This window comes from Streptomyces sp. NPDC101160 (assembly GCF_044768205.1).
GTDB lineage: Bacteria > Actinomycetota > Actinomycetes > Streptomycetales > Streptomycetaceae > Streptomyces.
The window spans coordinates 832,580-853,592 of sequence record NZ_JBIWPJ010000002.1 but is presented as its reverse complement, the minus strand read 5'-3'; the positions used below and the strand labels follow the sequence as shown (position 1 = coordinate 853,592).

General features: G+C 73.5%; 23 protein-coding genes. 11 read left to right on the top strand and 12 right to left on the bottom strand.

The features are described 5' to 3' along the window. Positions 1-139 precede the first annotated feature (139 nt). Entirely contained in the window at positions 140-691 is a 552-nt protein-coding gene (locus ACIRSU_RS09390; RefSeq protein ID WP_403790158.1) for a TetR/AcrR family transcriptional regulator, read from the top strand. Here ACIRSU_RS09390 and ACIRSU_RS09385 read toward each other — a convergent pair. Together ACIRSU_RS09385 and ACIRSU_RS09380 are read right to left on the bottom strand one after the other, a co-directional pair. Further along, positions 688-1,644: a hypothetical protein gene (locus tag ACIRSU_RS09385; protein ID WP_403790156.1), complete on the bottom strand. Its 957-nt coding sequence runs from the start codon at positions 1,642-1,644 to the stop codon at positions 688-690. The two genes, ACIRSU_RS09390 and ACIRSU_RS09385, sit on opposite strands and share 4 nt — an antisense overlap. After that, on the bottom strand, positions 1,641-3,074 hold the full coding sequence (locus ACIRSU_RS09380; RefSeq protein ID WP_403790154.1) for a dihydrolipoyl dehydrogenase family protein: 1,434 nt from the start codon (positions 3,072-3,074) through the stop codon (positions 1,641-1,643). Before ACIRSU_RS09380 ends, ACIRSU_RS09385 begins: the two co-directional genes overlap by 4 nt. A 119-nt stretch (positions 3,075-3,193) precedes the next feature. Here ACIRSU_RS09380 and trxA point away from each other — a divergent pair, with 119 nt between their 5' ends. Then, positions 3,194-3,559 carry a thioredoxin gene (gene trxA, locus ACIRSU_RS09375; RefSeq protein WP_403790153.1) on the top strand — a complete coding sequence of 122 codons (366 nt, stop codon included), beginning with the start codon at positions 3,194-3,196 and terminating at the stop codon, positions 3,557-3,559. A 99-nt stretch (positions 3,560-3,658) separates the two neighbouring features. Here trxA and ACIRSU_RS09370 read toward each other — a convergent pair whose 3' ends face one another. The 3 genes from ACIRSU_RS09370 to ACIRSU_RS09360 form a co-directional block, all read right to left on the bottom strand. Then, complete coding sequence (locus ACIRSU_RS09370) at positions 3,659-4,846, bottom strand: thiolase family protein (RefSeq protein ID WP_403790151.1); 1,188 nt, start codon at positions 4,844-4,846, stop codon at positions 3,659-3,661. Positions 4,847-4,957: 111 nt separating this feature from the next. After that, a complete protein-coding gene (locus ACIRSU_RS09365; protein WP_403790150.1) occupies positions 4,958-5,278 on the bottom strand; it encodes a hypothetical protein in 321 nt (106 codons plus the stop codon). Positions 5,279-5,311: 33 nt separating this feature from the next. Further along, complete coding sequence (locus ACIRSU_RS09360; RefSeq protein WP_403790148.1) at positions 5,312-6,334, bottom strand: LacI family DNA-binding transcriptional regulator; 1,023 nt, start codon at positions 6,332-6,334, stop codon at positions 5,312-5,314. Between the two features lie 225 nt (positions 6,335-6,559). On the opposite strand from ACIRSU_RS09360, the gene ACIRSU_RS09355 reads away from it, so the two are divergent. The 3 genes from ACIRSU_RS09355 to ACIRSU_RS09345 all read left to right on the top strand — a co-directional run bounded on the left by ACIRSU_RS09355 (position 6,560) and on the right by ACIRSU_RS09345 (position 9,628). Continuing rightward, a complete protein-coding gene (locus ACIRSU_RS09355; protein ID WP_403790146.1) occupies positions 6,560-7,834 on the top strand; it encodes an MFS transporter in 1,275 nt (424 codons plus the stop codon). A gap of 74 nt (positions 7,835-7,908) precedes the next feature. Then, positions 7,909-8,133: a hypothetical protein gene (locus ACIRSU_RS09350; protein WP_403790144.1), complete on the top strand. Its 225-nt coding sequence runs from the start codon at positions 7,909-7,911 to the stop codon at positions 8,131-8,133. A gap of 82 nt (positions 8,134-8,215) precedes the next feature. Next, positions 8,216-9,628: a flotillin family protein gene (locus ACIRSU_RS09345; protein ID WP_403790143.1), complete on the top strand. Its 1,413-nt coding sequence runs from the start codon at positions 8,216-8,218 to the stop codon at positions 9,626-9,628. 160 nt (positions 9,629-9,788) lie between these two features. Here the strand turns inward: ACIRSU_RS09345 and ACIRSU_RS09340 are convergent, their stop codons facing one another. The 3 genes from ACIRSU_RS09340 to ACIRSU_RS09330 form a co-directional block, all read right to left on the bottom strand. Beyond that, complete coding sequence (locus ACIRSU_RS09340; protein ID WP_403790141.1) at positions 9,789-10,163, bottom strand: hypothetical protein; 375 nt, start codon at positions 10,161-10,163, stop codon at positions 9,789-9,791. Between the two features lie 82 nt (positions 10,164-10,245). Beyond that, a complete protein-coding gene (locus ACIRSU_RS09335; protein WP_403790139.1) occupies positions 10,246-10,416 on the bottom strand; it encodes a hypothetical protein in 171 nt (56 codons plus the stop codon). Positions 10,417-10,481: 65 nt separating this feature from the next. Further along, entirely contained in the window at positions 10,482-11,312 is an 831-nt protein-coding gene (locus ACIRSU_RS09330) for a TIGR02452 family protein (RefSeq protein WP_403790137.1), read from the bottom strand. A gap of 129 nt (positions 11,313-11,441) precedes the next feature. Here ACIRSU_RS09330 and egtA point away from each other — a divergent pair, with 129 nt between their 5' ends. Genes egtA through egtD form a run of 4 tightly spaced genes read left to right on the top strand, consistent with a single transcriptional unit; the run spans position 11,442 to position 15,740 of the window. Next, complete coding sequence (egtA, locus tag ACIRSU_RS09325) at positions 11,442-12,710, top strand: ergothioneine biosynthesis glutamate--cysteine ligase EgtA (RefSeq protein ID WP_403790135.1); 1,269 nt, start codon at positions 11,442-11,444, stop codon at positions 12,708-12,710. Then, on the top strand, positions 12,707-14,026 hold the full coding sequence (egtB, locus tag ACIRSU_RS09320; protein ID WP_403790134.1) for an ergothioneine biosynthesis protein EgtB: 1,320 nt from the start codon (positions 12,707-12,709) through the stop codon (positions 14,024-14,026). Before egtA ends, egtB begins: the two co-directional genes overlap by 4 nt. Then, on the top strand, positions 14,026-14,778 hold the full coding sequence (egtC, locus tag ACIRSU_RS09315; protein ID WP_403790132.1) for an ergothioneine biosynthesis protein EgtC: 753 nt from the start codon (positions 14,026-14,028) through the stop codon (positions 14,776-14,778). Before egtB ends, egtC begins: the two co-directional genes overlap by 1 nt. Further along, positions 14,775-15,740, top strand: coding sequence for an L-histidine N(alpha)-methyltransferase (egtD, locus tag ACIRSU_RS09310; RefSeq protein ID WP_403790130.1), 966 nt, complete (start codon positions 14,775-14,777; stop codon positions 15,738-15,740). Before egtC ends, egtD begins: the two co-directional genes overlap by 4 nt. Here the strand turns inward: egtD and ACIRSU_RS09305 are convergent. The 3 genes from ACIRSU_RS09305 to ACIRSU_RS09295 form a co-directional block, all read right to left on the bottom strand. Then, positions 15,635-16,666, bottom strand: coding sequence for a lysophospholipid acyltransferase family protein (locus ACIRSU_RS09305; RefSeq protein ID WP_403790232.1), 1,032 nt, complete (start codon positions 16,664-16,666; stop codon positions 15,635-15,637). The two genes, egtD and ACIRSU_RS09305, sit on opposite strands and share 106 nt — an antisense overlap. A gap of 14 nt (positions 16,667-16,680) precedes the next feature. After that, positions 16,681-17,508 carry a GNAT family N-acetyltransferase gene (locus ACIRSU_RS09300; RefSeq protein WP_403790128.1) on the bottom strand — a complete coding sequence of 276 codons (828 nt, stop codon included), beginning with the start codon at positions 17,506-17,508 and terminating at the stop codon, positions 16,681-16,683. Between the two features lie 181 nt (positions 17,509-17,689). Further along, complete coding sequence (locus tag ACIRSU_RS09295; protein ID WP_403790126.1) at positions 17,690-18,937, bottom strand: extracellular solute-binding protein; 1,248 nt, start codon at positions 18,935-18,937, stop codon at positions 17,690-17,692. A 235-nt stretch (positions 18,938-19,172) separates the two neighbouring features. Here ACIRSU_RS09295 and ACIRSU_RS09290 point away from each other — a divergent pair, with 235 nt between their 5' ends. Then, the gene (locus tag ACIRSU_RS09290; protein WP_403790124.1) at positions 19,173-19,388 is read left to right on the top strand and encodes a dodecin; all 216 of its coding nucleotides are present in this window, start codon (positions 19,173-19,175) and stop codon (positions 19,386-19,388) included. A gap of 13 nt (positions 19,389-19,401) precedes the next feature. Here the strand turns inward: ACIRSU_RS09290 and ACIRSU_RS09285 are convergent, their stop codons facing one another. Beyond that, on the bottom strand, positions 19,402-19,890 hold the full coding sequence (locus ACIRSU_RS09285) for a hypothetical protein (RefSeq protein ID WP_403790122.1): 489 nt from the start codon (positions 19,888-19,890) through the stop codon (positions 19,402-19,404). An 80-nt stretch (positions 19,891-19,970) separates the two neighbouring features. On the opposite strand from ACIRSU_RS09285, the gene ACIRSU_RS09280 reads away from it, so the two are divergent. Next, positions 19,971-21,011, top strand: coding sequence for an MsnO8 family LLM class oxidoreductase (locus ACIRSU_RS09280; RefSeq protein WP_403790230.1), 1,041 nt, complete (start codon positions 19,971-19,973; stop codon positions 21,009-21,011). Positions 21,012-21,013 lie beyond the last annotated feature (2 nt).

Sequence of the window (21,013 nt, the reverse complement as noted above, 5' to 3'; positions counted from 1 at the left end):
ACCCCGGCGCGAAGCGGTTAGGGTCGTGCCCGTACGGCAGTGGGCGACCAGGAAGGGCACGGCACCGGTGGCAGCGGCAGCGCGGGCGGGACGGCGACGGGACGGGAGCATCACGCGCGAGCGGATGCTCGAGGAGGCCATGAACGCCATCGCCGAGGACGGCCTGGCCGCGCTGACCATGTCGGCCCTCGCCGACCGGCTCGGCACCAGCGGCGGCCACATCCTCTACTACTTCGGCAGCAAGGACCTGCTCCTGCTCGCCGCCCTGCGCTGGAGCGAGGCGGCCCTCGCCGAGGAGCGCCGCGCCCTCCTCGCCCGCCGCCTCACCGCACCCCGCCGCCTCGACCTCTTCCTCGAGCTCTATCTCCCGCGCGGCCCCCGCGACCCGCGCTGGACGCTCTGGATCGAACTCTGGGCCCGGATCCCGGCCAACGAGGAACTCCGCACCGCCCAGCGCGAACTCGACCGCGGCTGGCACGAGGACCTGGAGCTGCTCCTCGCCAAGGGCGTCGCCCAGGGCCGCTTCGCCGCCATGGACGTCACCGCCCGCGCCTCCGAACTGCTCGCGCTCCTCGACGGGTTGAGCACCCGCGTCGTCCTGGGCGAGGAACCGGGCCGGGACCCGCGGCCCGCACTGCAGGCGGCGCGGGCGGCGGCGGCACTGCTGGTGCCGCGCGTCGACGCCGGCTAGTCCGGCTGCACCGGCTGGACCGGCTCCCTGGGTGCCGGATCGGGCACGGGCTCCCAGGGCTGCGGCTGCACCGGCGTGAACGGCCAGTCCGCGGCCTCGGGGTGACGGCTCATCTGTTCCGCGTGCCACAGGATCTGCTCGGTGTGAAGGGCGGGCCGCGAGAGCCGGGCCAGCGGCGCGTGCCGGGCGGCGATCTCGTCGGCGAGCAGCAGCGCCGCCTCGGCGTCCGAGCCGGGGTCGCCGGGGTGGGCGTGCGGGACTCCGTACCACGCGGCGACGGAGCGGAGGGAACGGCTGCCGGCGCGGTAGCGGTCCGCGTGACGGTCCAGGACGAGGGGGTCGCAGATCGGGGCGACGCCGCCGGGGAGGCGGGTGGTGAGCGGGGCGAGGTCGTGGCGGAGGAGCTCGGCGTGGAGGGTGGAGAGGACGTGGGGGGCGTACCAGACGACGAGGAGCTGATGGGCGGCGAGGTGGGCGGCGACGAGGGTGGCGAGTTCGTCGAGGGCGGCGGTGGGATCCTGGGTGTCGGATCCAATGTCTGAGCTCCTGGATCCAATATCCGGGACGCCGGATCCAGGATCCTGGACGTTGGATCCAAGATCCTGGACGCCGGATCCGAGACCGTGGATGTCGGATCCGAAATCCTGGACGTCGGATCCGATATCCAGGACCCAATCGCGAACCGTGCCGTCGCTGCCGCGCAGCGCCGCGGATCGGATCCGGTCGACGGCCGGACGATGGCCGGTGGATCCGATGTCCAGTGACAGCAACGGCCGCCGGTGCCAGCCCGGATGGTCACCGCGCGGCGGCGGACCCGGCTCCGGGGCGTGATCCGGGTGGTAGACCTCCCACCCCTTGGGGCCGTGCCGCAGCAGACCGGTGCCCGCGGGGACCTCGCCGCCGCAGCGGGCGCAGGAGGCGTCGTACTCGTTGACGCGCTCCGGCGGGGTCACGAGGTGCCCGCTCCGTCGCGGTACGCCTCCAGGAGCCGGAGCCAGGCCTCACTCAGGGTGGGATAGGCGGGCACGGCGTGCCAGAGGCGGGAGATGGGGACCTCGCCGGCGACGGCGACGGTGGCGGAGTGGAGGAGTTCGGCGATGCCGGGGCCGACGAAGGTGGCGCCGAGGACGGTCTCGCGCTCCGGGTCGACGACCAGGCGGGCGTGGCCGCGGTAGCCGCTCGCGAAGAGACCCGCGCCGGCGACCGAGGCCAGGTCGAGGTCGACGGCACGGGCGGGGCGGCCGGCGTCCCGGGCGGCGGAGAGGGTGAGTCCGACGGAGGCGGCTTCGGGGTCGGTGAAGACGACCTGGGGCACGGCGGCGTGGTCGGCGGTCGCGCTGTACGGACCCCAGGGGACCGGGTCCGCGTCGCCCTTGGCGCGGGCGGCGATGGCGGCTCCGGCGATCCGGGCCTGGTACTTGCCCTGATGGGTCAGCAGCGCACGGTGGTTGACGTCGCCGACGGCGTAGAGCCAGTCGGATCCGGCCACCCGCATGCTGTCGTCGACGTCCAGCCAGGAGCCGGGCTCCAGGCCGACCGTGTCCAGGCCGATGTCCTCGGTGCGCGGCTTGCGGCCGGTCGCGAACAGCACCTCGTCGCCCTCGACATGGTCGCCGTCCGCCAGGACGACGGTGACCGGGCCGGTGCTGCCGTCCCGTACCACCGCGGTGACGGAGACACCCGTACGGACCTCGCCGCCTCGCTCGGTGAGGGCGGCGGCGACGTGCTCGCCGGCGAACGGCTCCATCCGGGACAGCAGTCCCCCGCCCCGTACGAGCACGGTGACGTGCGAGCCCAGGGCCTGCCAGGCCGTCGCCATCTCGGCCGCGACCACTCCCCCGCCGACGACGACGAGCCGGTCCGGCACCTGGCTGGAACTGGTCGCCTCGCGACTGGTCCAGGGCCGGGCGCCGGTCAGCCCGGGCAGCTCGGGCAGCACCGCGCGGCTGCCGGTGCAGACGGCGACGGCGTGCCGTGCGGTCAGGGCGTAGTGGTCGCCCTCGGGCGCCTGCACGGTGACGCGGCGGGGGCCGTCCAGCCGCCCGTGACCGCGGTAGAGGTCGGCGCCGGTCGACCGCACCCAGTCGACCTGGCCGTCGTCCTGCCAGTTCCCGACGACGGAGTCGCGGTGCGCGAAGACCTCGTGGGCGTCGAGCGGTCCGAAGGCGTGGCCGCGCAGCCCGGGCACCTTGCGGGCCTCGGAGCGGGCGATGGCGGGCCGCAGCAGCGCCTTGCTGGGCATGCAGGCCCAGTACGAGCACTCGCCGCCGAGCAGTTCGGCCTCCACCACCGCGCAGCTGAGCCCGGCCGCCCGGACCCGGTCCACCACGTTCTCCCCGACCGGTCCCGCGCCCAGGACCACCACGTCGTACTCGAGTGTCATGGGTTCCAGTCTGGGGGCGGCGGCGTGGAATAGCGCGGCTCGATACGCCGTTGTGCGTGGCGGGTCCCGAGGGGACCGTGAGGAAACCGCCAGGAGACCGCCCCGGAGAGGCAGGAAGCATGAGCACCGTAGAGCTCACCAAGGACAACTTCGACCAGATCGTCAGCGACAACGACTTCGTTCTGATCGATTTCTGGGCTTCCTGGTGCGGTCCGTGCCGTCAGTTCGGTCCTGTCTTCGAGGCCGCGTCCGAGCGCCACGAGGACCTCGTCTTCGCCAAGGTGGACACCGAGGCGCAGCAGGAGCTGGCGGCGGCGTTCGAGATCCGCTCGATCCCGACCCTGATGATCGTCCGCGACAAGGTCGCGATCTTCGCCCAGCCGGGCGCCCTGCCCGAGGCGGCCCTCGAGGACGTCATCGGCCAGGCCCGTCAGCTGGACATGGACGAGGTGCGCAAGTCCATCGCCGAGGCGCAGCAGCCGTAACGGGTGCGGTAGGCAGGCTCGGAGGCGGGGGCCGCGGTCTGACGACGAAGAGAGGGTTCCGGGTGTGTCCGGAACCCTCTTTCGCGTACGCGGGGGGGGTCAGCGCTCCAGGACCAGCGCGAGCCCCTGGCCCACGCCGATGCACAGCGCCGCGAGGCCCGTGCCGGAACCCGCCGCGGCGAGCTGGTGGGCGACCGCGCCGGCGAGGCGGGCGCCGGAGGCGCCGAGGGGGTGGCCGATGGCGATGGCGCCGCCGCGCGGGTTGACCACGGCGGGGTCCAGTTCCGGCCACTCGGCGAGACAGCCGAGGGACTGCGCGGCGAAGGCCTCGTTCAGCTCGAAGGCGGTCAGGTCGGCGAAGCCGCGGCCGGCCTTGGCCAGCGCCCGGCGCACGGCCTCCACCGGGCCGAGTCCGAAGAGCTGCGGCTCGATGCCGGTGACGGCCGACGCGCGGATCCGGGCGAGCGGCTCGCGCCCGGTCTCGCGCAGGCCCGCCTCGTCGACGAGCAGCAGGGCGGCGGCGCCGTCGTTGAGCGGGGAGGCGTTGCCGGCCGTGACGGTGCCTCCGTCGCGGCGGAAGGAGGGCTTCAGCTTGGCCAGGGCCTCCATGGAGGTGCTGTCGCGAATGCACTCGTCCCGTGCCAGGTCGACGCCCCCGTAGGGGACGACCTCACCGTCGTACAGCCCCTTGGCCCATGCCTCGGCGGCCTTCTGGTGGCTCGCGAGGGCGAAGGCGTCCTGCTGCTCGCGGCTGATGGCGTGCTTGTCGGCGATCAGTTCCGCGCCCTCGCCGAGGGCGACGGTCCACTCGGCGGGCATCCGCGGGTTGGTCATCCGCCAGCCGAGGGTGGTGGAGTGCAGCTGCTGGTGGCCGGCCGGGAAGGCGCGCTCGGGCTTCTGCAGCACCCAGGGGGCACGGGACATCGACTCGACGCCGCCCGCGATGGCCACGGAGACGTCGCCGAGGGCGACGGCGCGGGCGGCCTGGATGACGGCCTCCAGACCGGAGCCGCAGAGCCGGTTGACGGTGACGCCGGGGACGGAGACGGGCAGCCCGGCGAGCAGCACGGCCATGCGGGCCACGTCGCGGTTGTCCTCGCCGGCGCCGTTGGCGTCGCCGAAGAAGACGTCGTCGACGCGGGCCGGGTCGAGGGCGGGGCTGCGGTCGACGAGGGCGCGGACGACGTGCGCGGCCAGGTCGTCGGGGCGGACGGAGGAGAGCGCGCCACCGAACTTTCCGATCGGGGTGCGGACGGCGTCGACGATGTAGACGTCGCGGATGCTCATCGGTTCTCTCCCACGTGACCTGCTGTGACGGACGGTCCGGGAGCGCCGTTCGCCTGGTGAAGCAATCTTCGCTCCCGTCGCGCCCGAGTCTCCGCCCGACCGTCCGTTCTGTCAACGCCCCTTCGGGCCGCCGCGAGCGGTTTCCGGCCCTCTGATCAGCGCGGTCAGGCCGTAGTCGAGTTCCCGGCCGTCGACGAGCAGCTTCTCCACCGTCCGCGTCTCGGGGTCGATCTCCGCGACGAGGCCGTGACCCTCGTAGATCGGATAGCCGGACTCGCCGACCCGTCCGCTCGACTCGACGACCGCCGAGCGGACGGCGCTGTTCTCCACGGAGTCCCCGCCCCGGTCCTCCACGTGCTCGGGCACCAGCAGGATCTCGAAGCGCTGCGGGCGCCCGCCCTTCGGCTGCGGCCTCTTGGCGTGTGTGCTCATGAACCGACGCTAAGCCGGTGGGGCCGTCGGCGCTCAGCTGGACTCGCGGTGCACCACCTGCGAGTCGAGCAGCTCGTGCCGCTCGGGAGCGGCATCGGGGTCGCGGACCGCGCGGTCGACCAGCTCGGCGAGCTCCCGCACACCGACCATGTCGACGTGCACCGTGCTGAGCCGGGGCCGCAGCAGCCGGCCGAGCACCAGGTCGTCCGCGCCGACCACGGCGGTCTCCTCGGGGATCGCGATCCCGGCGTCCTGGAGGGCCCGCATGAGCAGCATCGCGTACTCGTCGTTGTACGCGAAGACCGCGTCCAGGCCCAGCTCACGCCAGCGGGCGGCGAGCGCGTTCGCCGGCTCCTCCTCGTACCGCAGCGGCAGCGGTACGACGGTGGCACCGGCCTCCTCGGCGGCGGCGCGGACGCCCTCCAGCCGCGGGACGGAGAACATCTCCAGGCCGGGCTCCTCGGGCATCACGACGCCGATGGCCCGCCGGCCGCGCTCGACGAGGTGGGCCCCGGCGACGCGGCCGACCCGCGTCTGGTCCAGGACGAGGGCGTGGGTGCCCTCGATCCGCTGCGGGCCGAGCGAGATGACCGCCCTGGCACCGGCCCGCTTGAGCAGTTCGACGCCGGCGGCGGTCAGCTCCACCTGACCGAGCGAGATCACCGCGACCGGGCGCAGCTCGGCCCAGGCGCGGGCGGCCTCGTCCGGGTCGAGGCCGATGCTGCCGTGCTGCACCACGGTGTAGTCGAGCCGGCGCAGGGCCCACTGGAGCTCGCTGAGGAAGCGGCTGTAGAGGGGGCCGATCGGCACGTGGGCGGTGGGCAGCAGGACGGTCCGGCTGTGGCCGGCGCGCAGGCTGCGGGCGGCCGCGTGCGGGACGTAGCCCAGCTCCTCGGCGGCCTCCCGGACGCGGCGGCGGGTGGGCTCGCTGATCCGCACGGCCGCGGTGTTGTTCAGGACGTAGCTCACGGTGGCCCTGGAGACCCCCGCGAGCCGCGCCACATCGGCGCTGGTGGGGACGGAGCGTCCGGCGGACGCCTTGGGTGACTGGCTCATCGGTTCGGCATCTTTCCAGAACGATCCGGCGCAGGGTCTGGCGGATGGCCGGAAACGAGTGCTACACAAGGTTTACACGCGTCACTGACACGTGTCACCACTCCGTCACCACGTGCCCCAGCAGCCCGTGGGACATCACGTGCACATCACCGGCACCACCCGCACCACCCCCTCGTTCATTTCCGCTCCCGCCCCCGCATCGGGCGATGACTCCAGGAGGGCACCGTGGCCCTTTCCTCCCCCGGTACGTCCCCCGGCGCCGCTCCCGGCGCCGACGCCGACGCCCGCCCCGCCTCCCCCGCCGGGCCGCGGCCGACGCGCGGGCTGCTGCCGCTGCTGCTCGCCGGCAACACGGCGATGTACGCGCTCTACATCGGCGTCCCCGGCATGCTCCTCGCCCTCCAGATCGAGGACATCGCCCCGGCCGACAAGGTGGCCAACTTCGGTCTGGTCTCGGGTGTCTCCGCGATCTTCGCGACCGTCTTCAACCCGGTGGCCGGCGCGCTCTCCGACCGCTCGGGACGCCGCAACCCGTGGATCCTCGCGGGCGGCCTGCTCGCCCTGCCGGTGATGCTGCTGCTCGGCAGCGTGCACTCGATCCTGCTGGTGATGATCGCCTGGTGCCTCGGCCAGGCCGTCATGAACATCTACCAGGCGGCGCTCACCTCCGTGGTGCCCGACCGCGTGCCGCTCACCTCGCGCGGCAAGGCGTCCGCCGCCGTGGGCCTCGGCCTGCCGATCGGCTCGACCATCGGCGCGCTCGTCGGCGCGGCCTTCTCCGAGCACTACCGCACGGGCTACCTCGTCTTCGGCGCGATCGTCGCCGCGACCGCCGTCCTGTTCACCTCCTGCGCCCGCGAGGAGCGGATGCCGGGCAAGGCGCCGATGCCGGTGAAGGCGCAGCTCGCGGCCTTCGGCAGCGCGCTGAAGGCCCATGACTTCCGCTGGGCGTTCATCGGCCGCGCGCTGCTGATCCTGGGCTACTTCGCGGTGGCCGGCTTCCAGCTCTACATCCTCAAGGACCGCACCGACCTGCCCGCCGGGATGTCCGCCGAGGCGGCGGTGGCCATACTGACGCCGCTCAACTCGGTGGCCATGGTCGTCTCCACGGTCCTCGGCGGCTGGCTCTCCGACCGCTTCGACCGGCGCAAGCTGTTCGTCGGCGCCTCGGCCGCACTCGCCGCCGTCGCCCTCGTCATCCCGGCCGTCTCGACGAGCTGGAGCGCGATGCTCGCCTTCTCCGTCGTCAACGGCCTCGGTTTCGGCTGCTACATGGCGGTGGACACGGCCCTGGTGACGATGGTGCTGCCGAAGGCCGAGGACGCCGCCCGTGACATGGGCGTGCTGAACGTCGCCAACGCCGGCCCGCAGATCGTGGCGCCGTTCGTCGCCTCGCTGATCGTCTCGCTCAGCGGCGGCTACACGGCACTGTTCCTCGTCGCCGCCGTGCTCTCGGTGCTCGGCGCGCTCGCGGTGCGCCCGATCCGCGGCGTGCGCTGACCGGTCCGCCCCGTGCGCCGAGCCGGTCCCCGAGCCGGCGTCCGGGCCCGGAGCAGCGGGTTCTGACGTACCGTGTGGTCATGGACGACGCTTCGATGGTGGGCCTGCTCGGCCGGGTGACCGGCACCGTCGGACCCGGCCTCGTGGGCGAAGTGATCGTCCGGATCCGCGGCGGCGCCGAGCACTTCCTCGCGTACCCCGCCTCGGGCGGCGACCGGATCGAGGTCGGCACGGTCGTCATGGTCATGGAACATCTCCCTCCGCGCACCGTGTATGTCACAGCCGCGTACGACAGTTGACCGATCCATTGATCGCCGGGCGCCCCGGGCGCACACTCCCTTCACCGGAACCGCACGGGTCCGGTGAAGGGGGACCTTGCCCATGAGCCTCGGGATCCTGGCGGGCGCCGTCGCAGGCGCCGTCGTTGTTCTGATCGCTCTTTTCAAACTGATGTGGCGCGTCGCCGAGCCCAACGAGGCGCTGGTCATCTCGGGTTCGAACCACAAGACGGAGGGCCTCGGCGAAGGCATGGGCTTCCGGATCGTCACCGGACGGGGCACGCTCGTGATCCCCGGCGTACAGGCGGTGCGGAAGCTGTCGCTCGACCTCAACGAGACCCAGCTGTCCGTGGAGTGCGTCACGCACCAGGGCATTCCGCTGAAGGTGCGGGGTGTCGTGATCTTCAAGGTGGGCGACGACTTCGTGTCGATCGCCAACGCCGCCCGCCGCTTCCTCGACCAGCAGAAGCTGATGTCGGAGCGGGTGCACATCGTCTTCGCCGGCCATCTCCGCGCCATCGTGGGCGGGTTGACGGTGGAGGACATGATCCGTGACCGGGAGAAGCTGACCGGGCAGGCCCGTTCGGCCTGTGGCACGGAGATGGAGAAGCTGGGTCTGATCGTGGACTCGCTGCAGATCCACGAGATCGAGGACCCCACCGGCTACATCAAGAACCTGGCCGCGCCGCACGCGGCGGCCGTCCAGCGCGATGCCCGTATCGCACAGGCGGAGGCGAACCGGCGGGCGACCGAGGCGGAGCAGCAGGCCGCGGCGCGCATGTCGGAGGCGACCAGAGACAGCGAGATCCTCCAGGCCGGCTACCAGGCCGAGCGGGACCAGGCGGCGGCGAAGGCCCGGCAGGCGGGCCCGCTCGCCGACGCGTCGGCCCGCCAGGAGGTCGTGGTCGAGGAGACCCGGGTCGCCGAGCTGGAGGCCCACCGCAGGGAGCAGCAGCTCCAGGCGGACGTCCGCAAGCCGGCCGACGCACGCGCCTACGAGCAGCGGACGCTGGCGGCGGCCGAGCGCGACGCCCGCATCCTGGCGGCCGAGGCCGAGGCCAAGCAGACCGAACTGGCGAGCGCGGCGACCGCGACGGCCACCCGGGTGACGGGTGAGGCGGAGGCGGCCGCGGCTCACGCCAAGGGTCTCGCGATCGCGGAGGCGACGCGGGCGAAGGGCCTCGCCGAGGCCGACGCGATCAAGGCGCGGGCCGCGGCCCTCGCCGAGAACCAGGAGGCCGTGGTCGCGCAGCAGCTCGCCGAGAAGTGGCCGGAGATCGTCGAGGCCGGCGCGTCGGCGTTCGGCAACGTCGACCAGATGGTGCTGCTCAACGGCGCCGACGGAATGGCGGAGATGTTCGCCAAGGCGCTCACCATGGGCGGTGCGGGGCTCGGCCTGGCCCGTCAGCTGCTCGGCAACATCAAGCCGGACGCGAGCGCGCCCGCCGCTGCGGCGGTGCCCGCGCCCCGTACGGAGGAGATCACGGTCGGCGACGACACGTCACCGGGCGCGTGATCGGGTGAGCGAAGGGGCCCGGCGCGGAAGATCGCGCCGGGCCCTTTCGCGCACGACGTTCGCGTACGGCGTGCCGGTACGACGTTCTCGTACCACGTCCTCGTCCGACGTCCTCGTCCGACGTCCTCGTAAGACGTCCTCGTACGGCGTGCTCGTACGGTCAGCAGTTCTCGTCCTTCTTCACCGCGCCGAGGACGATCGTCTTCCCGGACTCGATCCGGGCTCCGGGCGCGGGATCCTGGGTGCAGATCTTCCAGTCGGTGGCGTTCATGGGGACCTGTCGCCCCTGGCCGGATACGTCCTCGACCTGCATGGTCGCGGTCAGCTGACCCATCGCGCTCTCGACGCTGCCGCCCCTGAGGTCGGCCATGAACTCTCCGCCGCCCTGCGCCATGTTCGCGGGAGCGGTCGGCGCCGAGGTGGCCGGTTCCGGTGTCGCGTCGGCGTCGGACTTCGAGGCGGCGCAGGCGGTGAGTCCGGCGAGCAGGGCGGCGGACAGGACGGCGGCGCCGGCCGTGCGACGGATGGTTCGCATGTTCCCCCCAGGGACGAGCGTGAACGGAGGTACATCATCCACACCTCGCCCCTTCGCCGGTCAACCGCTCCTGCTCCGTGACTCAGTTGTGGCCGAACTTCCGTTCCCTGCGGTGCGACGGTACGTCCAGGGTCGGGCGCGGTGCCTCGGACCTGGCGGGCTCGTGCGGGGTCTCCTTGGGGGCGGCGGCCGTCCGGTGTTCATGGCCGCCGGTCCGGGCGCCCTTGTTGACCCGGGTCTGTTTCTTGCCCACGATCGTGCCTCCCGTTCCTGGCTGGATCTCGTTCCAGACTCGCACGGGGGTACGAAAGCCGCATGTCAGCCGGGCCGGCCCAGGACGTGCTGGAAGGCCCCGAGGGTGGCCCGGTCGCGCGTCCGGTCCAGGACGCCGAAGACGATCTCGTCGAAGTGGCGGGCGAACCGTCCGTCGCCGGTGAGCAGCGCCCTGAAGACGCCCGCGACGACGGCCGGGTCGTTGCCGAAGACCCCGCAGCCCCAGGCGCCGAGCACGAGCCGGCGGTAGCCGTGCGCGGCGGCGGTCTCCAGGACCCGTTCGGCGCGGGCGGCGAGGGCGGCCGGGACACGGTCGGCGAGCTCGGGGGTGCGGCGCCGGATCACCCCGGCGTTGGGGGCGGGTGAGGTGAGGAAGCCGGCGGTGAAGGGTTCGTCGAGCAGGCGCCCGCCGTCGTCGCGGAAGACGGGCACGCCGGGCGAGTGGATGACCCGATCGGTGTAGAAGGGGTCTCTTTCGGCGCGGTGGTGCTCGTAGTACCCCGGGGCGCGCAGCAGCGTGGCGTACAGGGCGGAGCAGCGGCACAGGGCCTCCTCCTGCGCCTGGGCCCCGTTGAGGTAGCCGCCGCCGGGGTTGCGGGCGGAGGCGAAGTTGAGGACGGCGACGGGGGCGCCGGGGTTCTCGCGGGTCATCCGGCGGGCGGCGGCGAGGCTGCTCTCGCCGGTGACCTGGAGGGTGGTCGTGCGGTCGGTGTCGGGCGTGACGGCGACCGTTCCGGGGCCGTGCAGTGCGGTTCCGGCCAGGGCGGCGGCCAGCTGTCCGGCGAGGTCGACGGTCCGGCCGTCGGGTGCGGTGTAGCGGCCCGCCGCCACGATCTCCTCGGTCTCGCGGGCGAGGGCCCGCAGTCGTGCGCTCATGTCCCGGAAGCATGATCGACCCGGGTGGGCGGCGACAAAGGGTTTTCGGGCAGAGGCGCGAGGGGCGCTCTTGCACGCCCGGGAGTCGTGGCTTTAGGTGGAATCAGCGCTTTCCCAGGAGGTGAAGCGATGACGACACCGTCGTCGGGCGGCATACCCCGGGGCGGTCCTCCGCTGTCCGAGAGCGAGGCCGAGGCCCTGTTGCGGGGCATCTGTTTCAAGACGGGGCCGCCGCGCACGGTAGGGGCCGAGCTGGAGTGGCTCGTCCATGAACTGCGCGATCCCCGTCTTCCCGTTCCGCCGGGCCGGCTGGCCGCGGCGATCGACACCGTACGGGCGCTGCCGCTGGTGGCGGCGCTCACCTTCGAACCCGGCGGGCAGCTGGAGCTCAGCTCGCGGCCCGCCGCCTCCCTGATGGAGTGCCTGGACTCGCTCGCCGCCGACCTGCGGGCCGTGCGGGAGGCGCTCGCTCGTCTCGGACTCGGCCTCAGCGGTTACGGGGTGGACCCGTGGCACGCGCCCCGCGCGCGGGTGCTGCACGAGCCGCGCTACGACGCCATGGAGATCGTCCTCGGCCGGACGGGTCCGGCCGGGCGGGCCATGATGTGCGAGTCGGCGTCCGTGCAGGTCTGCCTTGACGCCGGGCTCGACGACTCCGGGCCGCTGGGCTACCGGCGGCGCTGGCGGCTCGCGCATCTGCTGGGCGCGGTGCTGGTGGCGGCGTTCGCCAACTCTCCGGTGCACGGCGGGCGGCGGACCGGCTGGCGGTCGACCCGGCAGGCGCTGTGGACGGAGCTCGATCCGTCGCGGGCGCTGGCCCCGCCGGCGGACGGCGAGCCGCGCGCCGAGTGGGCGGCGCACGTCCTGGACACGCCGGTGATGTGCGTACGGACCGAGCGCGGGCCGTGGGCGCTGCCGGAGGGGCTGACCTTCCGGGAGTGGCTGCGCACGGGCGCGCCGCGCCGCGCCGACACGGACGACCTGCGGTATCACATGACGACCCTCTTCCCGCCGGTGCGGCCGCGCGGGCACATGGAGCTGCGCATGATCGACGCACAGTCCGGCCGGGACGGCTGGATGGTGCCGGTGGCCGTGACCACGGCGCTCTTCGAGGATCCGGTGGCCGCCGAGGCGGCCGAGCGGGCGGTGGCGCCGCTGGCGGCGCTCGCAGGTCCCGGTCCGGCGCCGCGCAATCCGCTGTGGCGGACGGCCGCCCGGGACGGCCTCACGGATCCGGGGCTGCGCACCGCCGCGCGTTCGGTGTTCGCCGCCGCGCTGGAGGCGCTGCCCCGGATCGGGGCGACCGCCGAGGTGACGGGCGCGGTGGCCGCGTTCCGCGAACGATACGTACTGCGGGGCGCGTGCCCGGCCGACGAGCTGCAGGAGGTGGCGTCATGACCGCGCCGGCCGAACGGGATCTGAAGCAGCGGGCGGTGGTGGCGCTGACCAGGGCACGGGAGCGGACGGCGCTGCTCACCTCGTGCGTGGACGACGGTGAACTGACCGCCCAGCACTCGCCGTTGATGTCGCCCCTGGTGTGGGACCTGGCGCACATCGGAAACCAGGAGGAGCAGTGGCTGTGGCGGGCGGTCGGCGGGCGGGAGGCGCTGCGGCCCGAGATCGACCCGCTGTACGACGCCTTCCAGCACCCGCGCGCGGCGCGCCCGTCGCTGCCGCTGCTCGCGCCGGCCGAGGCGCGGGCGTACGCGGCGGACGTACGCGGCCGGATCCTCGACGTCCTCGACGGCGCCCGGTTCGACGGGGCCGGGCCGCTGGTCGAGGCGGCGTTCGCCTTCGGGATGATCGCGCAGCACGAACAGCAGCACGACGAGACCATGCTGATCACCCATCAGCTGCGGAAGGGGCCCGCGGCCCTGTCCGCCCCTCCCCCGCCGGTGAAGGAGTCCGGCGGCCCGCTGGAGCGTGAGGTCCTGGTGCCGGGCGGCCCGTTCACGATGGGGACGTCCGACGAGCCGTGGGCGCTCGACAACGAGCGCCCCGCGCACACCCGGATCGTCCCGTCGTTCTTCATCGACACCGTGCCCGTGACCAACGGCTCCTATCTGGCCTTCATGGCCGACGGCGGCTATCGCGACGAGCGGTGGTGGCAGCCGGAGGGCTGGGCGCAGATCCGTGAACACGGCATCGAGGCGCCGCTGTTCTGGCGGCGCGAGGGCGGGCGGTGGCTGCGCCGCCGGTTCGGGGTGACCGAGCCGGTGGCCGAGGACGAGCCGGTGCTGCACGTGAGCTGGTACGAGGCGGACGCCTACGCGCGCTGGGCGGGGCGCAGGCTGCCCACGGAGGCCGAGTGGGAGAAGGCCGCCCGGCACGACCCGGCGACGGGCCGCTCGCGCCGCTATCCGTGGGGCGACGCCGACCCCGAGCCCGTTCTCGCCAATCTGGGGCAGCGGCACCTGGGGCCCTCGGCCGCCGGGAGCTATCCCGGGGGCGCGTCCCCGCTCGGGGTGCGGCAGCTGATCGGTGACGTGTGGGAGTGGACGGCGAGCGACTTCCTGCCGTATCCGGGCTTCCGGGCCTTCCCGTACAAGGAGTACTCGGAGGTCTTCTTCGGGCCCGCCCACAAGGTGCTGCGCGGCGGCTCGTTCGCCGTCGACCCGGTGGCCTGCCGGGGCACCTTCCGCAACTGGGACCTGCCGGTGCGGCGGCAGATCTTCTCCGGGTTCCGCACCGCCCGGAACGCGGAGCCCGCCTGATGTGCCGTCACCTCGCCTTTCTCGGACACCCGTTGCCGCTCGGCGAACTGCTCCTTCGTCCCCCGCACTCCCTGGAGCGGCAGTCCTGGGAGCCGAAGACGCAGCGCAGCGGCGTGGTCAACGCGGACGGTTTCGGGGTCGGCTGGTACGCGGAGGGCGATCCGGTACCCGCCCGCTACCGGCGGGCCACGCCGATCTGGGGCGACCCGGGCTTCGCCGATCTGGCCCGGGTGGTACGGACCGGGGCGCTGCTGGCCGCCGTGCGCGGGGCCACCGTGGCGGGCCCGGACGGGGAGGCCGCGGCGGCGCCGTTCGCGTCCGGCCGGTGGCTGTTCAGCCACAACGGGGCCGTTCCGGGCTGGCCGGACGTGCTGGCCCCGGTGGCGGCGACCCTGCCGGCCCCGGCGCTGCTCGCCCTGGAGGCGCGGACGGACTCGGCGCTGATCTGGGCGCTGGCGCTGCACCGGCTGCGGAACGGGGAGCCGCCCGGGCGGGCGCTCGCCGGCACCGTACGGGAGGTGGCGGAGGCCGCCCCCGGCGCCCGGCTCAATCTGCTGCTGACCGACGGGGCGACGATCGCGGCGACGACGTGGGGGGATTCGCTCTGCTACCTCACCGGGCCCGACCGGACGGTCGTGGCCTCCGAACCGTACGACGACGATCCGCGCTGGACGGCGGTGCCGGACCGCACGGTCCTCACCGCCGCCCGCACCGGCGTCGTCCTCAGCCCCATCGAGGAGCCCTCCCCGTGAGCCCCTTCCAGCTGACCCGCACCCTGCCCGAGGACGCCACGGACGCCGCGCTGCGCGCCGACGTCCTCCACGGCCTGACCCGCACTCCCAAGGAACTGCCGCCCAAGTGGTTCTACGACGCGCACGGCAGCGACCTGTTCGAGGAGATCACCCGGCTGCCCGAGTACTACCCGACGCGCGCCGAGCGGGAGATCCTGATCGCCCGCTCCGCGGAGATCGCCGCGGCGAGCGGGGCGCGGACCCTGGTGGAGCTGGGCTCCGGGTCCTCCGAGAAGACCCGGTACCTGATCGACGCGCTGCTGCCGGGGCTGGTCGCGTACGTACCGGTGGACGTGAGCGAGGCGGCGCTGAAGGGCGCGGGCGCGGCGCTGCTCGCGGAGCTGCCGGAGCTGGCCGTGCACGCCCTGGTGGCCGACTTCACCCATGGCCTCGACCTGCCCGCGACGCCGGGGCCGCGGATCGTGGCGTTCCTGGGCGGCACGATCGGCAACCTGCTGCCGGACGAGCGGCGCGAGTTCCTGCGGGCGGTACGGGGGATGCTGACGCCCGGTGACGCGCTGCTGCTCGGCACGGACCTGGTGAAGGACGAGGCGACGCTGGTCGCGGCCTACGACGACGCGGCCGGGGTGACGGCGGCGTTCAACAAGAACGTGCTCGCCGTCATCGACCGGGAGCTCGGGGCGGACGCCCGCCCCGAGGACTTCGACCATGTGGCGCTCTGGGACCGGGAACGGGAGTGGATCGAGATGCGGCTGAAGGCGCGCCACGCGCTCGTGGTGAAGATCCCGGAGCTGGATCTGGTGGTGCCGTTCGAGGCGGGTGAGGAGCTGCGGACGGAGATCTCGGCGAAGTTCCGTCAGGAGGGGGTGCGGGCGGAGCTGGCGGAGGCGGGACTGACGCTGTCGCGCTGGTGGACGGACGAGGCGGGGAGGTTCGCGCTCTCTCTGGCGACGGTGGGCTGAGCGGGGACGGCGGGGAGGGTGGCCCGGGAGGGCGGATCCTGGATGTCGGATATCAGATTCTGCATGTCGGATATCGGATCCAGGATGTGGGAGATCGGATCCAGGGCGACGGCGCTGTGGGCGGCGCGGGCGAGGGCGCGACGGGCCGGATACTGGCTATTGGATCCCGGATATCGGCTGCTCGATGCCGGATGTTGGGTGCTGGATATCGGATCCAATATCCGTATCTCCGCGACCAGCCGCCGCGCCGTCGCGATCCGCCACAGCGAGGCTCCCAGCGTGTCCACGCCCACGTACGCGGCGGCTCCCACGGGCGTGTAATCGATCCGTACGGGCTGGATATCGGATCCGGTATCCACCGCGGCCTGGAACGCGGCCGCCCGGAACACCCCCCGCGCCCGCCCGCACCAGGTCGAGCCCTCCGGGAAGACGATCACCCGGCCGCCGCCGGCGAGGACGCAGGACATCGCGCCGACGGTGCCGGGCAGGCTCCTGAGCCGGTCACGGTCGATGAACAGCGTCCCGCCGAGCGCGGCGAGCCGTCCGAGCACGGGCCAGCCGCGCACCTCGCGCTTGGCAAGCATCCGGCCCGGGAGCACGGCGGCTATCAGCGGGACGTCCAGCCAGGAGATGTGGTTCGCGACGACGAGCAGCGGCCCGGCATCGGGCACGGCACGGCCGGTGACCCGGATCCGGACGCCGAAGGCCGCCAGCACGCTCCGGCACCAGCACCGGACGAGGAACCGGCGCCCCGCCGCGGGCAGCGGGGCCGTGAGCGGGGACAGCACCACGCCGAGCAGGACCACGGCGAGCCCGGCGGTCAGCCGGAGCACGCCCGCGGCGGCGCCGCGGGCCGCGGCCGCGGGCCCGGGGTGCGCGGCGCACCGGCCGGGCGTGCAGGGTGCCGTGGGCAGCCACGGCGACACGGCGGCGGGGGTGCTCACCGGGCCGGGGCGAGCGAGAGGAAGTGGCGCAGGTAGCGGGGGTTGGTGCGGTCCAGCGACAGCAGGACGTAGAGGTCGGCGCAGCCGAAGTCGGGGTCGTACGCGGGCGCGCCGCACACCCAGGCGCCGAGCCGCAGGTAACCGCGCAGCAGCGGGGGCAGTTCGACGCGGCCCTGGGCGGGCGGCACGGCGGCGTCGGGGGTCCACAGCCGGTGCGGGGTGACCCAGTACTCCTCGGGGGCGAGGTGCTTGGTCCTGACGGTGTCCCAGGTGGCGGCGGCGAGGGCGCCGCCGTCGGCGAGCGGGACGGAGCAGCAGCCGGCCAGCCAGTTGTGCCCGGTGCGGGTCATGTAGCGGGCGAGACCGGCCCAGACGAGGGCGATGACGGCGCCGTTGCGGTGGGCGGGGTGCACACAGGAACGGCCGACCTCGACGAGGTCGTGGCGGATCGGGGCGAGCCGGGTCAGGTCGAACTCGCTCTCCGAGTAGAGCCGTCCGGCGACGGCGGCCCGCTCGGGCGGCAGCACCCGGTAGGTGCCGACGACCTCGCCGGTGTCCTCCCGGCGTACGAGGAGGTGGTCGCAGTAGGCGTCGAAGGCGTCGCTGTCGAGACCGGGCTCGGGGCCGTCGAGGTGGGCGCCCATCTCGCCTGCGAAGACCAGGTGGCGCAGCCGCTGGGCGGCCCGGACGTCCTCCTGGTCACGGGCGAGGCCCACGACGTAGCGGGGCTGCGGGGCGCCGTCGGGGCGCGGCTGCGCCGGTACGGCGGCGAGGGGTCCGTCCACGGGTACGGCGACGGGCTGGGCGAGGGGTACGGCGGCCATGTCGGGCTCCTCCGGCGGTACGGAAGGGACGGTCGGAGCCGGGCCGTGCGAGCGGTGGCCCGGCCCCTCGTTTCTTCCGCTGCCGGCTGGATTCGACGTGACCGTCCGGGGGCCGGCTGGTGTGGAGGCGCTGAATGGTGGGCGGAGCGGTCCGGGCCGGCCCCGGTCCTCGGGACGCGCCCTACTCGGCCAGGCTGTCGGTGATCTTGTCGGAGGCCTTCTCGGCGGCCTTCTCGGGGTCGTCGCCCATGAGGACGGAGGTCATGTAGGGCTTGATGGGGTTGTCGGCCTCGACGTCGGCCCACTGGGGCGAGTTGGGAGTGGCGCGGCCGCGGGCGGCGGCGACGGCCATGGTGGCGGTGGCCTCCTGGCCGGCGACGACGGAGGCTAGGGTCGTCTTGTTGGGGACGTAGTTCATGGCGCGGGCGAGTTCGCCCTGCCACTTCTCGCCGGCGAGGGCCTTGACGACGTCGATGGCGGCGGCGCGCTCGGGGGCGTTCTCCGGGACGATCAGGTCGGATCCGCCGGTGAACACGGCGCAGGGCCGTCCGGCCTTCTTGCCGGGTATGGGGAAGTAGCCCAGCTTGTCCTTGAGGCCGGGGTTGGCCTTGGTGATGGCGGGGACCGCGCTGGGCGGCGCGATGATCTGGGCGACGTCGCCCCTGGCGAAGACCTCGGCCTGCGGCGGGTTCTGCTCGTCGGCGTTCTTCGGGCCGTCGCCGAGCGACTGGAGCTCCTTGTAGAACTCCATGCCGCGCAGGGCGGCCGGGGTGTCGAGGGCACCGGCCCACACGCCGCCCTTGTCGACGGCGAGTTCGCCGCCCTCCTCCCAGATGAAGCCGGAGAGCGTGTACCAGTCCTGGCCGGCCAGGTAGATCCCCTGTTGGTCGCCCTTGTCGAGCTTCTCGGTCTCGGCGAGCCACTCGGCGCGGCTCTTCGGCGGCTTGACGCCGGCCTGTTCGAAGAGGTCCTTGTTGTAGATGACGATGCGGCTGGCCGCGTACCAGGGGATGCCGTACTGGGCGCCGTCGATGCTGCCGGGCTGGGCGAGACCGGGCAGCCAGTCCTGGCTGCCGAGGTCGCGGACGGACTCCAGGGTGAGGTCGTAGAGCTTCTCGGTGTCGGCGTACCGGGCGACCTGGGTGTTGCCGACCTCGATGACGTCCGGGCCGCCGGGGCCCTCGATGGCCTCGGTGACCTTCTTCCCGATGCCGGTCCAGTCCTGGATGGTGACCCGGAGTTCGACGCCGTCGTGCTCGGCCTCGAAGGACTCCTTGAAGCGCTTCAGGAAGTCGTCGCTGACGCTGTCCCGCATCAGCCACACGTTCACCGTCCTGGTCGGACTCCCGCCACCCGGGAGCAGCCCGCACCCGGCGAGGGAGAGGGCGGAGACGACGGCCAGGGGGCAGACGAGACGGCGGTTCTTCACGTAGGTCACCTTCTGCGTAGGGGGCTGACCCGACGTGTGGGGGGACCGAACGGGAGGTTCGCGCGGGTTGGTGGCCTGGATTCTGGTCTGGACCAATGGGGATGGTCAAGTCCTCGCGGCACGATCCAGGGCATCGGCGCGGCGCCCGGCCGGCGGCGGACGTGTCGCGGACCTCGGGCCGGTGGGGCACGGTGGAGGGAACGCACCGAGGGCACCCCGAGAGGAGTCCGGCTCCATGTCGAACCACACCTACCGCGTCACCGAGATCGTCGGCACGTCCACCGAAGGAATCGACCAGGCCATCCGCAACGGGATCGAGCGGGCCTCGCAGACCCTGAGGGGCCTCGACTGGTTCGAGGTCACCCAGATGCGCGGCCATCTCGTCGACGGGGCGATCGAGCACTACCAGGTCGGTCTCAAGGTGGGCTTCCGACTGGAGGACGGCGCCTGAGGCCCACGACGCCTCAGGTACGCCCCTCCTTCTCCTGCGCCTCCTTCAGCGCCTCCGACTCCGCCGCCCACCGGGCGCGTACGACGGTGAACCCCGCCGCCTCCGCGGCGTCGCACACCAGCTCGTCGTCGTCCACGAGCATCCGCACCTCGCGCTCGCGCTCCAGCCGGCGCAGCACGTCCAGTTTGGTCTGCCGCGCCGGGCGGAAGTCACGCTCGCGGCGCATGTGCACCGGTCCCTCCGGGAGCCCGTGGGCGGCGAGCCAGTCGAGGGTGTCGCGGCGGCAGCGCTCGGGCCGGCCGGTGAGGTAGACGATGTCGCACTCCTCCGCGGTCTCCAGGCAGAGCGCGACGCCCTGCGCCAGCGGCGGGTCCTGGGGGGCGGCGGTGAAGAAGCCGTCCCAGTCGCGCGGACGCCCTTCGAGGAAGTGCTGGCGGTGGGCGGTGGAGGTGAGGGTGTTGTCGAGGTCGAAGACGGCCACGGGCCTGCGGTGTCGGGTCACTCCCCCAGCCTAGGCAGCGCGCCGCGCCGCGCCACGGGGAATCCCCGGCGCCGCGTGGTGTTGAACCCTTCGTGAGCACCATGACGACGCCCCCGCCCGCCTTCGACGGCATCCGCTTCTCCGTTCTCGACCGCTCCCGTACCCGGGAGGGCGAGGACGGCGGCCAGGCGCTGCGCGACACGGTGCTCCTGGCGCGCGAGGCGGAGGCGCTGGGCTACCACCGGTTCTGGGTGTCGGAGCACCACAGCGTGCCGGGTGTGGCGGGCTCGGCGCCCACCGTGCTCGCGGCCGCCGTGGCGGCGGCCACCACCCGGATCCGGGTCGGGACGGGCGGGGTGATGCTGCCGAACCACCAGCCGATGGTGGTGGCGGAGCAGTTCGGCGTCCTGGAGTCGTTGTTCCCCGGGCGGATCGACATGGGCCTCGGACGTTCCGTCGGCTTCACCGACGGCATCCGACGGGCGCTCGGCCGGGACAAGGAGGACGCGGACCGGTTCGCGGAGCAACTGGACGAGCTGCTCGGCTGGTTCACCGGCGAGCAGACCGCCCACCCCCAGGTCCACGCCCGCCCCGCCGAGGGCCTTCGGGTGCCGCCGTTCGTGCTCGCGACGGGCGAGGGCGCGGCGATCGCCGCGGCGGCCGGGCTTCCGCTGGTCGTCGGGGACCTGCGCGGCCGGGCCCGGCTGCGCGAGGCGGTCGACACCTACCGGGCCGCGTTCCGGCCGTCGCGGTGGGCCGCGGAGCCGTACGTGGCGGTCGCGGGCACGGTCGCCGTGGCGGAGACGGAGGAGGCGGCGCGGCGGCTGCTGATGCCGGAGGCGTGGTCGATGGCTTATTCGCGGACCCGGGGCGAGTTCCCGCCGCTGCTGCCCCCCGAGCGGATCGAGGCGCTCGACATGTCGGAGAAGCAGCGCGGTTTCTACGAGTCGGGGCTGCGCGGCCATGTGTACGGCACGCCGGAGCAGGTCGCCGGCGCGCTGGCGCACGCGGTGCGGGAGACCGGCGCGCAGGAGGTCCTGGTGACGACGAGCACCCACGACCGGGGCGCGCTGCTCGACTCGTACCGCTCACTCGCCCGGCTGACCGGGCTGACCAGGGCAAACGCGGCAAGCCGGGCCTAGAA